At 42.4% G+C, this 15,570-nt stretch carries 16 protein-coding genes; all 16 read left to right on the top strand.

The features are described from left to right. Window positions 1-26 precede the first annotated feature (26 nt). The 16 genes from GD002_RS05025 (at window position 27) to GD002_RS05100 (ending at window position 15,537) form a co-directional block, all read left to right on the top strand. Window positions 27-266 carry an acyl carrier protein gene (locus tag GD002_RS05025; RefSeq protein ID WP_029052326.1) on the top strand — a complete coding sequence of 80 codons (240 nt, stop codon included), beginning with the start codon at window positions 27-29 and terminating at the stop codon, window positions 264-266. Between the two features lie 217 nt (window positions 267-483). After that, a complete protein-coding gene (rnc, locus tag GD002_RS05030; protein WP_153731253.1) occupies window positions 484-1,251 on the top strand; it encodes a ribonuclease III in 768 nt (255 codons plus the stop codon). A 2-nt stretch (window positions 1,252-1,253) separates the two neighbouring features. Then, complete coding sequence (smc, locus tag GD002_RS05035; protein WP_194841473.1) at window positions 1,254-4,814, top strand: chromosome segregation protein SMC; 3,561 nt, start codon at window positions 1,254-1,256, stop codon at window positions 4,812-4,814. A gap of 12 nt (window positions 4,815-4,826) precedes the next feature. Then, window positions 4,827-5,846: a signal recognition particle-docking protein FtsY gene (ftsY, locus tag GD002_RS05040; protein ID WP_153731255.1), complete on the top strand. Its 1,020-nt coding sequence runs from the start codon at window positions 4,827-4,829 to the stop codon at window positions 5,844-5,846. A 62-nt stretch (window positions 5,847-5,908) separates the two neighbouring features. After that, the gene (locus tag GD002_RS05045) at window positions 5,909-6,241 is read left to right on the top strand and encodes a putative DNA-binding protein (RefSeq protein ID WP_194841474.1); all 333 of its coding nucleotides are present in this window, start codon (window positions 5,909-5,911) and stop codon (window positions 6,239-6,241) included. Window positions 6,242-6,253: 12 nt separating this feature from the next. Further along, window positions 6,254-7,609 carry a signal recognition particle protein gene (ffh, locus tag GD002_RS05050; RefSeq protein ID WP_153731257.1) on the top strand — a complete coding sequence of 452 codons (1,356 nt, stop codon included), beginning with the start codon at window positions 6,254-6,256 and terminating at the stop codon, window positions 7,607-7,609. 92 nt (window positions 7,610-7,701) lie between these two features. Continuing rightward, the gene (gene rpsP / locus GD002_RS05055) at window positions 7,702-7,974 is read left to right on the top strand and encodes a 30S ribosomal protein S16 (protein ID WP_040758254.1); all 273 of its coding nucleotides are present in this window, start codon (window positions 7,702-7,704) and stop codon (window positions 7,972-7,974) included. A 15-nt stretch (window positions 7,975-7,989) separates the two neighbouring features. After that, window positions 7,990-8,223, top strand: a complete 234-nt coding sequence (locus GD002_RS05060; protein ID WP_099638043.1) for a KH domain-containing protein — start codon at window positions 7,990-7,992, stop codon at window positions 8,221-8,223. Between the two features lie 825 nt (window positions 8,224-9,048). Beyond that, the gene (rimM, locus tag GD002_RS05065; RefSeq protein WP_153731258.1) at window positions 9,049-9,564 is read left to right on the top strand and encodes a ribosome maturation factor RimM; all 516 of its coding nucleotides are present in this window, start codon (window positions 9,049-9,051) and stop codon (window positions 9,562-9,564) included. Next, the gene (trmD, locus tag GD002_RS05070; RefSeq protein WP_153731386.1) at window positions 9,564-10,301 is read left to right on the top strand and encodes a tRNA (guanosine(37)-N1)-methyltransferase TrmD; all 738 of its coding nucleotides are present in this window, start codon (window positions 9,564-9,566) and stop codon (window positions 10,299-10,301) included. The genes rimM and trmD overlap by 1 nt, the downstream gene beginning before the upstream one ends. Before the next feature lie 126 nt (window positions 10,302-10,427). Continuing rightward, on the top strand, window positions 10,428-10,772 hold the full coding sequence (gene rplS / locus GD002_RS05075; RefSeq protein ID WP_153731259.1) for a 50S ribosomal protein L19: 345 nt from the start codon (window positions 10,428-10,430) through the stop codon (window positions 10,770-10,772). Between the two features lie 103 nt (window positions 10,773-10,875). After that, window positions 10,876-11,436, top strand: coding sequence for a signal peptidase I (gene lepB / locus GD002_RS05080; RefSeq protein WP_408020077.1), 561 nt, complete (start codon window positions 10,876-10,878; stop codon window positions 11,434-11,436). 18 nt (window positions 11,437-11,454) lie between these two features. Next, window positions 11,455-12,306 carry a ribosome biogenesis GTPase YlqF gene (ylqF, locus tag GD002_RS05085; protein ID WP_153731261.1) on the top strand — a complete coding sequence of 284 codons (852 nt, stop codon included), beginning with the start codon at window positions 11,455-11,457 and terminating at the stop codon, window positions 12,304-12,306. 119 nt (window positions 12,307-12,425) lie between these two features. Then, the gene (locus GD002_RS05090; RefSeq protein WP_153731262.1) at window positions 12,426-13,199 is read left to right on the top strand and encodes a ribonuclease HII; all 774 of its coding nucleotides are present in this window, start codon (window positions 12,426-12,428) and stop codon (window positions 13,197-13,199) included. After that, window positions 13,196-15,253: a hypothetical protein gene (locus tag GD002_RS05095; RefSeq protein ID WP_153731263.1), complete on the top strand. Its 2,058-nt coding sequence runs from the start codon at window positions 13,196-13,198 to the stop codon at window positions 15,251-15,253. The genes GD002_RS05090 and GD002_RS05095 overlap by 4 nt, the downstream gene beginning before the upstream one ends. Continuing rightward, window positions 15,250-15,537, top strand: a complete 288-nt coding sequence (locus GD002_RS05100) for an EscU/YscU/HrcU family type III secretion system export apparatus switch protein (RefSeq protein WP_153731264.1) — start codon at window positions 15,250-15,252, stop codon at window positions 15,535-15,537. The genes GD002_RS05095 and GD002_RS05100 overlap by 4 nt, the downstream gene beginning before the upstream one ends. Window positions 15,538-15,570 lie beyond the last annotated feature (33 nt).

Consider the following 15,570-nt stretch of genomic DNA (forward strand, 5'->3'; position numbering starts at 1 on the left):
GTTGGTCTTGAGAGGAGGTGACTATGTTGTCAACAGTACTTGAGCGTGTAACGAAAGTAGTTGTCGACCGTCTAGGTGTCGATGAAAGCGAAGTAAAACCTGAAGCTTCTTTCCGTGAGGATTTAGGAGCTGATTCATTAGATGTTGTAGAGCTTGTTATGGAATTTGAAGATGAGTTTGAAACAGAAATCTCAGATGACGATGCAGAAAAAATTGCAACTGTCGGAGATGCAGTAACGTACATTACAGAAAAAGTTGGCGAATAACTTTTCGGTGAGACTCTTTCGACCTTTCATCTGAAAGGAAGAAAGCGTCTCTTTTCTCATCCGAAAGCGGAGGACGGCTGTTCAGCCCCGACAGGCGTTGGAAGACAGCCAACAAAGGTGCTCTTTTCCTTTTTGGAAAGACCTGAGTATTGAACTAAATTCAAACGTAACTGACATGAAGATCAACATAGATTACAGATGAGAGGCAGAATTGTATATGAAAAATAAAAGACCCTATAAAGAGACGCCGTCCCATCCTACCTTGCCCCATGCGGTCCGCGAGAAATTTAAGCTTCTCCAACAGCAATTAGGCATTCAGTTTCAGGATGAGAATCTATTATTTAACGCATTCACCCATTCTTCGTATGTCAATGAACATCGCCGGAAGAAATTCTCCGATAATGAACGACTAGAGTTTCTCGGTGATGCCGTGTTGGAATTAGGAGTATCTAAATTTCTATTTCGGACAGAGCCTGGGAAAAGTGAAGGAGAGCTGACAAAACTCCGAGCAGCAATTGTATGTGAGCCTTCACTTGTTAAGTTTTCCAATGAACTCCATTTTGGTGATTTTATTTTGCTAGGCAAGGGCGAAGAGTTGACAGGTGGTAGAATGCGACCTGCATTGCTTGCGGATGTGTTTGAGGCATATATAGGCGCACTATATTTGGATCAGGGCATGGAAGTGGTTGAAGAGTTTCTACAAAGAATCGTTTTTCCGAAAATCAGTATCGGAGCTTTTTCGCATGTGACAGATTATAAAAGTCGTTTGCAAGAATTAGTGCAACAGAAGAATAATGGACCTCTTCAATATGAAGTGGTTGAGGAAAAAGGTCCTGCACATGCGAAAAAGTTTGTTACCGTAGTTAATTTAAATGACCAACAGCTCGGTAAAGGGATTGGAAAGTCTAAAAAAGAAGCCGAACAGGAAGCTGCCCGTCGTGCGATTGAACAATTACAATCGCAAACAAATGAAGGGGAGAGCTAATCGTGTTTTTGAAGAAATTGGAGATTACAGGATTTAAGTCGTTTGCAGAGAAAATCCATATCGACTTTGTTCCAGGGGTAACAGCCATTGTTGGACCGAATGGCAGTGGGAAAAGTAATATTATCGATGCTATTCGATGGGTACTCGGCGAACAGTCGGCTAAATCTCTACGTGGCAGTAAGATGGAAGATATCATTTTTGCTGGAAGTGACTCCAGAAAAGCTGTTAATTTTGCAGAAGTCACACTCGTGTTAGATAATACTCAAAATTTATTTCCACTTGACTATACAGAAATCAGTGTCAGTCGGCGTGTTTTTCGTTCGGGTGAAAGTGCTTACTTAATTAATGGGCAGACATGTCGATTAAAAGATATTACGTCTATGTTCATGGATTCTGGTTTAGGAAAAGAAGCATTTTCCATCATATCACAAGGTAGAGTCGATGAGATTTTGAATAGTCGTGCGGATGAACGTAGAAATGTGTTCGATGAAGCAGCAGGCGTGTTGAAGTACAAGACACGGAAGTTGCAGGCCGAACATAAACTCTTTGAGACGACGGATAATTTAGACCGGATCCTTGATATATTGAAAGAAATTGATGATCGTTTAGTGCCTTTGGAAAAAGAAGCCACAGCTGCTCGTCAAGCGGAGCAGTTGCAGGCGGAGTTGCGTGAAGCGGACGTTCGTTTATTAAATCATGATGCTTGGACAATTCAACAACAGATTTTTGATAAAACAAATGTAATGAAAGCGGACGAAGCTGAACAGATAAAACTAGATGCTCAGCTTACGAAGCGAGAGCAAGAGTTGGAAAACGATAAGAAGGATCTGCAGAAACTGGAATATAGGCTTGATCAATTGCAAAATGAGCTGATCAGCAAAACGTCCGATGCGGAAAAATGGGAAGGCAGACGATTGCTGTCTCTTGAAAAAAGTCGTAATACAAAACAACAACTAGATCGGATTCAATCTGAGTTACAAGCTGCTGAAAAAACAAAACAAATAGCTGAAGAAAAGCTTCGAAAAATGCAGTCGAAACAGCAAACATTAAAAAAAGATTTGCAAAGCACTTCTAAAGACATCAACCATGTCACAAGTATGCTGAATAGTTCGCTCAAAGAGACAGAACAGCAAATTGAGAATTTGAAATCGGTGTATATTGAAAAACTGAATGAAGAAGCTACGCTACGCAGTGACGTGAAGCATGTAGAAGAAAGGTTGCAAGGGGAAAAGTCCTCGACCGAAAAAATTACTGTACAAACTGCTTTGCTGTCAGAACGTATGCAATTGTTAACAAAAGAGCAAAGTGAGAAAACTCAACAAAAGGAAGTCATTCAACAACAAATCAATCAGACCGAGCAGTTGAGCAAGGAATGTGCACTCCAGTTGAAGGAAGCAGAACAGCGCCTGACAACTCAACAGCAATTTCTACAGCAGGCACTACGTAAGCAATCTGAGATGCAAGGAAGAACGAGAGCTCTTGAAAGTTTGGAAAAAGACTTTTCTGGTTTTTATTCGGGTGTTAAAGAGGTTCTCCATGCAAAAAAACAAGATCGTATTCAAGGTATCGAAGGGGCTGTAGTAGAGTTAATCTCTACTGGACCTGCTTACACAAAGGCTATTGAAACAGCGCTTGGCGGTGCGATGCAGCATATTATTACGTCGACAGAGAACGATGCAAGAAAAGCGATCGGTTACTTGAAGTCTAAAAATTTTGGGCGTGCGACATTTCTTCCATTAGATATTTTGAAACCACGTGAATTGCCAATGAATAGTCGACAACTGATAGGCCGTCAGCCTGGATTTATCGGAACTGCATTTGACTTAATTCAGACGTCTGCCAAATACGAATCGATTGCAAAGAATTTATTAGGTCAAACGATTGTGGCAAGTGATTTGAAAGAAGCTACCGTTATCGCCAAGGCAATTGGCTACCGCTACCGTATCGTGACGCTGGACGGTGATATCGTCAACACAGGAGGATCTCTTACGGGTGGTGGAGCAAAAGGACAATCCACTGTCTTCTCGCGTAAAGCAGAATTGGAATTGATTACAGGGCAGTTGCAACAAATGGAGGAATCGATTCGACAGGCGAATGAACAAATTGCTAAAACAAGAGAACAAGTGGGAATTGCTTTGCAACATCGCGATCAATTGCAAGGGAAAATGGAAGAGCTACAGCAGCAGAAGTCCATTGCCCATTCTTCATTACGGGAAACGGAGATTGAAATTCGTTCTGTTAAAGTAGAATTATCTACTATTGAAATGGGAAGAACAGATACCGAGTATGCTGAAAAGGAATTGACAAACAAAAAAGAAATATTGCGTACCCAGCATACGGCCATTCAACAAGAATTGAACGAAATCTCAACCAAGCTAGAAAGTCTAGAGCGACTAGTGGAAAATCGTAGAGAAGAGCAAGAGTCGTTAAAGCAAAAACTCTCTGAACTTCAACAAAAGAGCGCGGTTTTGAAGGAACAGAATACGTATCAGACCAGTTCTATTCATGAAACACAAAATATGATTACTGACTTGGAACAGACGATTAGTCGTTTGCGCGAAGAACAGCAATACGTTCAAGACCATTTAGTGGGCAAGGAACTCTCACCAGAAGAAATTGATCTACATATGAAACAGTCGAACGCAGCAAAACAACAATTGGAAGAAATGATTGACGTGGAGAGAGGGAAGCGGCTTCAACAAGCTGAACTCGTGATCCAACATGAACAACAAATGAAGCAATTTCGGCAACAAGCCAATACGATCAATGAACGGTTGAGTGAAGTGAAAGTTCAACTGTCCAGGTTGGAGACGCAGTGCGAAATGGTGATCAATCGCTTGGATGAAGAATATGGGTTGCGTCCTGATTCTGCATATCTAACAGACTCACTCGATCTGTCACAGTTGCGAATGGCGGTAGAAAAATATAAACAACAACTTGAGGACCTAGGACCTGTCAATCCGAATGCAATACAGGAATTTGATGTGGTTTCTGAGCGGCATCAATTTTTAAGTGCGCAACGTAATGATTTAGTCGAGGCTAGAAATACGTTGCAAGAAGCGATGACAGAAATGGATCAAGAAATGAAGAGTCGTTTCCAGACAACTTATGAAGCTATCCGAACTCACTTCCAACAGGTCTTCCAAGATATGTTTGGTGGTGGAGAAGCAGATTTGATTTTGACAGATCCATCCAATTTGTTAGAGACGGGGATCGATATTGTTGCACGACCACCTGGTAAGAAACTCCAAAATCTTAGTCTTCTTTCTGGTGGTGAACGAGCACTAACCGTTATCTCATTGTTGTTTTCCATCCTAGAAGTACGGCCTGTTCCATTTTGCATTCTGGATGAAGTAGAAGCGGCGCTAGATGAGGCGAATGTAGTAAGATATAGTAATTATTTGAAGAAAGTTTCGGGCCAGACACAGTTCATCGTCATCACGCATCGAAAAGGAACGATGGAAGGCGCTGATGTATTGTACGGAGTCACGATGCAAGAATCAGGTGTTTCTAAGCTGTTATCCGTCAAACTTTCAGAGGTTGCAGAAGAAATCAGTACTTAAGGAGTGGAAAGCATGTCTTTTTTTAAAAAGCTAAAAGAAAAAATTACAGGCACTAATGAGGTAGTTACGGAAAAGTTTAAAGATGGGTTAACCAAAACACGTGATTCATTCACGTCTAAAGTTAATGATTTAGTCTCAAGGTTTCGCGTCGTAGATGAGGAGTTTTTTGAGGAATTGGAGGAAGTTCTTCTGCAAGCAGATGTAGGCTTCGATACGGTGATGGAATTAATTGATTTGTTGAAAGATGAAGTGAAACGCAAAAATATTAAAGACACAGCAGGTATGCAGTCGTTGATTTCTGAAAAGCTCGTGGAGATTTATAATGCGGGTGAGGAAATGTCCAATGATTTGAATTTAGAAGAAGGCCGTTTAAATGTCATTTTAATGGTCGGTGTCAATGGAGTTGGGAAAACCACTACGATCGGTAAACTGGCAGCGCGTTTGCAAAAAGAGGGAAAAACCGTCATGTTAGCTGCTGGAGATACCTTCCGTGCTGGGGCTATTGAACAACTCGTCGTTTGGGGAGAGCGGACAGGAGTCGAAGTCGTCCGTCAGGCAGAAGGATCAGACCCAGCAGCTGTCATTTATGATGCCGTGAAAGCTGCAAAAAAGCGAAATGTTGATGTACTGATTTGTGATACGGCAGGGCGTTTGCAAAATAAAGTGAATCTAATGAATGAGCTCGAAAAGGTACATCGTGTCATCGGTCGTGAAATTGAAGGTGCTCCTCATGAAGTCCTGTTGGCATTAGATGCGACGACAGGACAAAATGCTTTGATTCAAGCGCAAACTTTTAATGAAGCGACGAATGTAACGGGTATTGTGTTAACGAAGCTTGACGGGACAGCTAAAGGGGGCATCGTCCTGGCCATTCGTAGTAAACTGGATATCCCTGTGAAATTTGTTGGGCTTGGTGAAGGGATTGAGGATTTACAACCGTTCGATCCTGAAAAATATGTCTATGGTTTGTTTGCAGATGGTCTTGAAATGGAAGACCAGGATGAAGACAAAGAAAATGTAGAAGACAAGTAAAATTACTTGACAGTTATGTTTGCTAAGGCTACTATGAATGGTGAAGGAAAGGGGTTGCTATCATGCTTGAAAAAACGACAAGAGTGAACTTCCTCTTTGATTTTTATCAATCATTATTAACAGATAAACAACGATTATATATGCAATTATATTATTTGGATGATCTGTCTCTCGGTGAAATCGCAGAACAATATAGCGTATCGAGACAGGCAGTGTATGATAATGTGAAAAGAACGGAAGCCATGCTAGAAGATTATGAGGAAAAACTCAATTTATTTGAAAAGCACGAGAAGCGTCTCGAAGTAATCGAACAATTACAGCAAATCTTGCCGACAAATGATGCCTCTTCTGCCAAAGTTCTAGAACTGTTACATACCTTGAAAGATTTTGAATAGGGGGGATTGTCTATGGCATTTGAAGGTTTAGCCGAACGCCTGCAAGGGACACTAAATAAAATTACAGGCAAAGGAAAAATCAATGAAGCTGATGTCAAAGAGATGATGCGAGAAGTACGTTTTGCATTGATCGAAGCGGACGTCAACTTGAAAGTAGTAAAAGAGTTTGTCAAAACCGTTAGTGAACGTGCGGTCGGCCAAGATGTCATGAAGAGTCTGACACCTGGGCAACAAGTTGTGAAAATCGTTAAAGATGAGCTGACAAACTTGATGGGTGGAGAACAAAACCCGATACAGTTTGCTCGCAAAGCCCCTACTGTCATTATGATGGTAGGATTACAGGGTGCTGGTAAAACTACAACAACTGGGAAATTAGCAACGGTATTACGCAAGAAGCATAATAAAAGTCCTTTGTTAGTAGCAGCGGATATCTATCGTCCAGCAGCGATTCAGCAATTAGAAACATTAGGAAAGCAAATATCGGTTCCTGTTTTTTCTATGGGAACAGATCAGTCTCCTGTGGAAATTGCACGTCGCGCGATGGAAGAAGCAGAAAAAGAGCACAATGATGTGGTCATTATCGATACTGCCGGTCGTTTGCACGTGGATGAAGCGTTGATGCAAGAGCTGAAAGACATTCGCGAATTGACGCAGCCAGATGAAGTATTTCTCGTTGTTGACGCTATGACAGGTCAAGATGCTGTTAACGTAGCGAAAAGTTTCAATGAAATGATTGGCATCACCGGTGTCGTCCTGACAAAACTAGATGGCGACACACGCGGTGGGGCCGCTCTATCTATTCGTTCCGTTACCGAAAAACCAATCAAATTTGTCGGTATGGGCGAGAAAATGGATGCCCTTGAACCGTTCCACCCAGAACGAATGGCTTCGCGGATACTTGGTATGGGTGATGTCATGTCCTTGATTGAAAAGGCGCAAGAAAATGTTGATGAGGAAAAGGCGAAAGAACTCGAACAAAAACTGCGTACACAGAGCTTTACGCTGGACGATTTTCTCGATCAGCTGCAACAAGTGAAGAAAATGGGACCACTCGATGAAATTTTGAAGATGATGCCCGGTTTCAATAAAATTAAAGGGTTAGACAATGCAAAAGTAGATGAGAGCCAAATGGGGCGTGTGGAAGCAGTCATTTATTCCATGACGCTTGCTGAACGTGAAAGTCCGGACATCATTAATGCAAGTCGAAAAAAGCGGATTGCTGTCGGGTCGGGTACTTCTATTCAAGAAGTGAATCGATTATTAAAGCAATTTGAAGAAATGAAGAAAATGGTCAAGCAAATGACTAATATGCAGCAAAAAGGTAAAAAGAAGGGCAAAATGCCTGGTTTCGATTCGTTTTTTAAATAAAATTATAGGTGTTAAGAAAAAACACTTTACAAACAAAGAAAACCTTGATAATATACTATCTTGTGTGAAACTATTCGGAGGTGTAGATTAAAATGGCAGTTAAAATTCGTCTAAAACGTATGGGAGCTAAGAAATCTCCTTTTTATCGTATTGTAGTAGCTGATGCACGTGCACCACGTGACGGCCGTCAAATCGAAACAGTGGGTACATACAACCCACTTACAAAGCCAGCAACAGTTAATATCAATGAAGAGTTGGCTTTGAAATGGCTACAAGATGGTGCAAAGCCATCTGATACAGTACGTAACTTGTTCTCAGAGCAAGGCATCATGGAAAAATTCCATAACGCTAAATACAGCAAGTAATTTGGAGGGGTGGACATGAAGCAGCTGATTGAAACAATTGTAAAGCCGTTAGTCGATTATCCAGACGACGTGAAGGTGGTAGCAGAAGAGCAATCACAACGAGTGGTGTATCAGCTATCAGTGAATGCGGAGGACATGGGAAAAGTAATCGGAAAGCAAGGTCGTGTGGCAAAAGCGATCCGGACGATTGTTTATTCAGCAGCAGGCAGCCACCACGGCAAAAAAGTGTATTTGGATATCTTGGATTGATCCAAAAGGAAGGAGCCCCGGTTCCTTCCTTTTTTGCACGTATAAATGCTTTTACTGGGTAAGCTATCGAGTGTCGGTCTAGATGAGAGGTATAGTTGGCTATAATAAATAAGGGTATTCAAATGAGCAAGGCGGACTTTGGCTTGTGGTCTGGGGATTTATGCTCTGGGCGGACGCTTTCCGTGGGGCGTGCGGTGAGCCTCCTCGGTCGCTACGCTCCCTGTGGGGTCTCACCTGTCACGCTAATCCCACAGGAGTCGCCGCCCGACGCTGCAATCCCTATTTTGTAACGGGTAGTATAATGGCTAATCCATTGTAGTTTTTAAGTGACAGAATGTTGCTTCCTCACAATAATGACCAAAGTTCAAAAGCAAATGATAAACAGCTTTATTCATGGGCTTTTGCAGTTAAAATTACTTAACGACTTTGATCTTAGTCAACGAAAGATGCCAGTTTTGCGATCTGAATATGAAATCTCTTCTCAGATTTTATAACAACTACATAAAGTATAAATTTCTATTTCCTTGAACAGAAAAGATATCTGTACTTTAACTCTAGTGTTATTTCTTGTACTTACCATCTCTATGGTAGGACAGTCAACTCACTTACTTCAGGACAATATGCCAGTTGATCGGAGTGCAGGGTGGCGACTCCTTGGGGATCAGCGTGTGCCTTGAGACCCCGCAGGGAGCGAAGCGGACGAGGAGGCTCAAGCCACGCCCCCAGGAAAGCGTCCACCCGGAACGCAGATCAACGGTATCTCGACCACTCACCCTTGTTTTAAAATTAAGTTGAACATATCTTATTAATAACGGAGGCGAAGGAATGGAATGGTTTAATGTTGGGAAGATTGTCAATACACATGGTATCAAAGGGGAAGTTCGTGTCATGTCAACTACAGACTTCCCTGACGAACGTTATGCTGTTGGAAGTGAACTTGCGATCTTCATGCCTAAAAGTAAAACACCTATTTACGTCACTGTGGCAAGCCATCGCAAACATAAAAACTTCAACCTTTTAACTTTTGAAGGCTACCCGACGATCAACGACGTAGAAAAACTACGAGACGGCATCGTCAAGGTTTCAGAGAAAGAACTGACAGAGTTAGAAGAGAACGAATTTTATTACCATGAAATCATCGGTTGCCGCGTCGTCACAGAAACGGGAGAAGACATCGGAAACGTTACGGAAATCATTGAGACAGGTGCGAATGATGTCTGGACTGTCACGCCTGCAGAAGGCAAGCCGCATTATATCCCTTATATCGAGCAGGTCGTAAAAGACATCGACATTGACGAGAAGCTCATCACTATCGAATTGATGGATGGTCTACTTTCATGATGCAAATCGATGTATTGTCTTTATTTCCTGAAATGTTCGAAGGTGTTCTTCATTCGTCCATCATGAAAAAGGCGCAAGATCGGCAGGCGGCTTCTTTCCGTGTCACAGACTTCCGTGAGTACGCAACGAACAAGCATAAAAAAGTGGACGATTATCCATATGGCGGAGGCGCAGGTATGGTGTTGAAGCCGGAGCCACTCTTTGCCGCAGTCGATGAACTACGACACACAAGTGAAACTACCCCGCGTGTGATTCTGATGTGCCCGCAGGGAGAGCGTTTCACCCAAAAGAAAGCGGAAGAGTTGGCACAGGAAGAACATCTGATTTTCATTTGCGGTCACTATGAAGGCTATGATGAGCGAATTCGTGAGCATTTGGTGACAGATGAAATCTCCCTCGGTGACTTTGTTTTAACCGGCGGTGAGGTTGCTTCGATGGCGATCATTGACAGTGTCGTCCGTTTATTGCCTGATGTGCTTGGGAATGACCAGTCAGCTGTCCATGATTCATTTTCTACTGGTTTGTTGGAACATCCGCAGTATACGCGCCCCGCGTCTTTCAATGGCTTAGAAGTGCCAGCTGTGCTGTTATCCGGTAATCATGCGGAAATCGATAAGTGGAGAGAAGAGCAAGTGTTTTTGCGTACTGCAGAGCGCCGGCCTGAATTACTGGAGAATGCGACGCTGACTGAACATCAGCAAAAACTTTATGCACAATGGAAACAAAAAAGAAACTGAATTTGCTTGATTTGGTAGAATGCTTGTGATATGATTTGTGAAGCACTTTTTAAAAAGTGCCTATTTACTGTTGTTCCGCTGCAATGCAAAACGTGCAAGAACTTCAGAAAAGAAGGAGAGAAAACCATGCAAAAACTAATTGCAGACATTACAAAAGATCAGTTACGCACTGAGCATCCTGATTTCCGTCCTGGAGATACACTTCGTTTACACGTGAAGATCATCGAGGGAACTCGTGAGCGTATCCAGTTATTCGAAGGTGTTGTAATTAAACGCCGTGGCGGTGGCATCAGCGAAACGTTCACTGTCCGTAAAATTTCAAACGGTGTTGGAGTAGAACGTACATTCCCTCTACACACACCAAAACTTGCTAAGATCGAAGTAACTCGTCGCGGTAAAGTTCGTCGTGCTAAATTGTACTACCTACGTAGCCTACGTGGTAAAGCAGCACGTATTAAAGAACTCCGCTAATCCGATACGTAGAAACAAAGGGGGCCTTACAATTGGCCTCCTTTCTTTTTGCTCCAAATGCAATTTGGCGTTACAATAAAAGCATACAAGGCAGGAGGCTAGATTGATGGAAGAGAAAAAAACGAAAAGTGAAGGGTTGGAATGGGTTAAAGCACTATTGATTGCGTTTGGGTTAGCTGCAATTATCCGAATCTTTTTATTTACCCCTATCGTCGTCGATGGCATATCCATGATGCCGACATTAGAACATGGAGACCGAATGATCGTCAACAAAATCGGTTATACCATTGGAGAACCGAACCGCTTTGATATCGTCGTGTTCCATGCACCTGAGCAAAAAGATTATATTAAGCGCGTAATCGGACTACCAGGGGATAAAGTCGAATATAAAGATGATGTCCTTTACATTAATGATAAACCATATGAAGAGCCGTATCTCGATCAATACAAGGCGGAAATTCAAGATGGAACACTAACGGAGGATTTCACGTTACAAGAAAAGATTGGTACTGACGTTGTACCAGAAGGCCATGTATTCGTTATGGGAGATAATCGTCGTAAGAGTAAAGATTCCAGACATATAGGTGCTGTCTCAATTGATGAAATTATTGGTAGCACGAGCATCGTATTTTGGCCGATCAAAGATTTCGGTTTTGTGAAATAACGAAAGGAGACGATTCGAATGACTATTCAATGGTTTCCAGGCCATATGGCGAAAGCAAGACGAGAAGTATCGGAGAAGCTTAAATTAGTTGATATCGTATTTGAATTAATAGATGCGAGACTTCCTCTATCTTCACGAAATCCGATGATTGATGAAGTGATTCAGCAAAAACCAAGGCTGCTCATTTTAAATAAAATGGATTTAGCGGATGAAGTGCAGACAAAGCGTTGGATCGCTTATTTTGAAGAACGAGGTTTCCGTACGGTTGCAATCAATTCGTTTGAAGGCAAAGGTCTTCAAACGGTTACGAAGGTGGCCAAAGAGATCCTGCAGCCGAAATATGATCGAATGAAGCAAAGAGGAATTCGTCCAGGTGCCATTCGGGCAATGATTGTCGGGATACCGAACGTAGGGAAGTCGACACTGATCAATCGATTGGCTAAGAAAAACATTGCACAAACTGGAAACAAACCAGGCGTGACCAAAGCGCAGCAATGGATAAAATACAATAAAGAGCTGGAACTATTGGATACTCCAGGCGTACTTTGGCCTAAATTTGAAGATCCCGAAGTAGGGTTCAAGTTGGCACTGACAGGCGCGATTAAAGACTCTGTTCTGAACATGGAAGAATTGGCTGTCTATGGACTTCGATTTTTAGCTGACCATTATCCAGAACGATTGGAAGCGCGCTATCAGTTAACAACAATTGATGAGGACATTTTAGCGATATTTAATCAAATTGGTGAACGACGTAAAGTGTATAGCGCGGGTGCGGAGATCGATTATGATAAAGTGGCGGATTTAATTGTCCAAGACATACGCGATCAGCAGGTTGGAAAATTAACTTTCGATTTTCCTGAAGAATCATAATGAAAACAAGCAACTGTTAGGGATTCATTTCCCGACAGTTGCTTTTTTAATCGAAAAATTGATTCTAAAACCGATATAATACATAGACAAGAAAATTGTTAGATGGACAGGTGAAGAATTTGACAACGATTCAGCAAATAAAAGACCTATTACGCGATTTACAAGAACCGAATGAATGGCTGGAAGAACTTCAATCAGATGAACGCAAAGGCGTCCAGAATGCAATTACACAATGGAAAAAACAATACGAGAAAAAGCAACGATTGTTCGCAGACTATTTGCAGAAGAAAGCATTCGATGATTCTTATAAAACGACGAATATCTCGTTGATTGCAGGAATAGATGAAGCGGGGAGAGGCCCCTTGGCTGGTCCTGTTGTGACAGCCGCTGTGATTTTACCGGAAGAATGTGCGATCCTGGTAGGGGTAGATGACTCGAAGAAAATTTCAAAAGCACAAAGACAGCAATTTGCAGAGCTGATAAAAGAACAAGCCGTAGCGTATTCCGTCCATATTCAGCCGGCAGTGGTCATTGATGAACTGAATATTTATCAGGCAACGAAGCAGTCCATGGAAGAGGCGGTCAACCAACTTACAATAAAGCCGCATACCGTAGTTGCGGATGCTATGAACTTGAATGTCGACTGTCCTGCGTACTCGATCATTAAAGGGGACGAAAAAAGTTTGGCGATAGCGGCTGCTTCCATCTTGGCCAAAACGACGCGAGATGATCTGATGACGGAATTACATGAACAATTTCCTTGGTATGGTTTTGATGAAAATGCAGGCTATGGAACGGCGAAGCATCTGCAGGGACTTGAAACTCATGGTTTTACTGTGCATCATCGAAAATCATTCGAACCAATTAAAACGATGTGGAGTGATCGACAATGAATATGAATCCATTATCCGTTTCAACTGCAAGAGGCGTTTCGGCTGAACCACAGTCGCTGACTCTAAGAGAGGGCCAGATGATTCATGGCAAAGTACAGCAACTATTTCCTGGTCAGATGGCGCAAGTCCAAGTGGGTAATCAGCAAATCTTTGCAAAGTTAGAAGTTCCGATGCAAGCCGGGGATACGTATTACTTCAAAGTCAACGGAACAGAGCCAGAAGTGCAGTTGCAAGTCATTGCAGGACCTATGCGTGGAGCGGAAGGTCAATCTGGCCAACTGACGCAATTGATGGAGTCGCTTAATTTACCGAAGACTGCAGAAATGAAAGAATTGCTAGCGACGATCATCAAACAAAAGATTCCTATGACAAAAGAAAATATATTGGAAGCTGTGAACCTTCTGAAATCTGTGCCAGACGATATGAAAGCACAAGCGTTAGCGACAATCGGGAAAATGGCGAACGCTCGCTTACCGTTCACACCTGCAATATTTCAATCTCTGTTGCAAGCGCAGACAGGAACAATCACTCAAAATTTAGCTGCTCTGCAAACTGCAATTCAAAGCGATCCTAATTTATCACCTGCCGTACGTGAACAACTGCTCAATGCATTGCAAGCGTTAGCCAATCCGGCAAGCCAAGCCGTTGGAAAAGAATTGCTCAGTCAAACGATTACGCAATTACTAAATCCTCAAGCAAGTAAAGGGGACCAATTCGCGGCTTTGCAATTATTGAAAACAGCAGGAATTTTACCATCGCGTACATCGCTGGCGAATTTACCTCAAGTGTTAGCCCAATTGGTAACACAATCAAGTGACGTGAAGGCTCCACCTGTTCAACAGCAGTCCGTTTCGGTAAATCAAGCTATACAAAGCCTTGCAACGTCCGATAAGGCAGCGGCGAGCATTCAGACACCTGTTACTAGTGTAACGCCTTCCGCGAGCTCTAGTGCAGTCATGAAATCCGATCATACTGCTACGCTAAAAACTGTCCAGTCTGTACTCGGTCAGTTAAGCCAAACGCCGTTCTCTGATCAACAAACAGCAAAAGCACTAGTCCAAAACTTGGCGCAGCAAATCAGCAACAGCCAGGCTCTTCCTGAACCAATGAAAGTAGCATTACAAACTATCATCAATCAAATTGCCCAACAACCTATGAATGAAAACACAAAGTCGGCATTCATCGAGCAAATCAGCCAGACGCTATTGCAACAACTAAGCCGCCCTGAAACGACACAACTTGCAAATGCAATGCCTCAGTCAGTTGTCGCAAAAGCAGAAACACAGCAAGCATTACTGTCGCTTGTTTCCGTTCCTGCCGATCAAGCGAATGAGACAATGCGCGCACTCATACAAACTGCTGATAAATCGACCAATGCACAAGTGAAACAATGGGTACAAGCTGCTGAAATGCAGATTTCTCAAGCTGTGAATGGACCTGTGATGAAGGAAGCCATGCAAAGTGTGTTGAGTACGCTCGGCTTCAATTACGAAGCCATGTTAAATGGAAAAGATCCGAATTTAGCGAATTTGGCCAATACCTTAAAACCGCAATTATTGACATTGCTTCAAGATCCATCGTTGTCTCCTCCATTGCGTGAGGCAGCCGAGACGATGGTCTTGAGAATGAATGGAACCGTTATTCAGACAGCAGATACAAGTGTTCAGCAACAGTTGATCATGCAGATGCCGTTAGATTTATTCGGCAAGAAAATTGATGCCACTCTACAGTGGAACGGCCGAATGAAAGAAAATGGACAAATCGATCCGGCGTTTGCGAGAATTTTATTTTATTTGGAATTAGAATCTTTATCGACGACACTTGTCGACATGCATGTACAAAATAAAGTAGTCAATCTGACCATATTTAATGAACAGGAGTCATTACGCACAACTGGACTGACATTCCAATCCATGCTGAAAGATGGCTTGGAACAAGTTGGCTATAAGCTTTCAGGAGTATCATTCAAACCATTTACTGAATCGCAGCAACCTGTAAAAAAATCAGTTGGCTCCTTGTATACGGAAGACGGAGGAGTGGATTATCGGATATGAAAGACGAACGTTATGTGCGAAAAGAAGCCGTTGCACTTTCTTATGACCCTGAAGCATCTGATGCGCCGAAAGTGGTTGCAAAAGGGAAGGGTATGATCGCGGAAAATATTCTTGAAAAGGCTAAAGAACATGATGTTCCTGTTCAAGAAGATCCCAGTTTACTAGAATTGCTCGGACAACTAAATGTCAATGAAACAATCCCAGAGGAATTATACCAGGCAGTATCTGAAGTATTTGCCTACATTTACCGTTTAGATCGTGAAAAAGGTAGTAGAAATAGTTGAAAAAAAGAGAAATTTTAATTGGGAATAGTCATT

Source organism: Sporosarcina obsidiansis (assembly GCF_009651005.1).
Classification (GTDB): Bacteria; Bacillota; Bacilli; order Bacillales_A; family Planococcaceae; genus Sporosarcina; species Sporosarcina obsidiansis.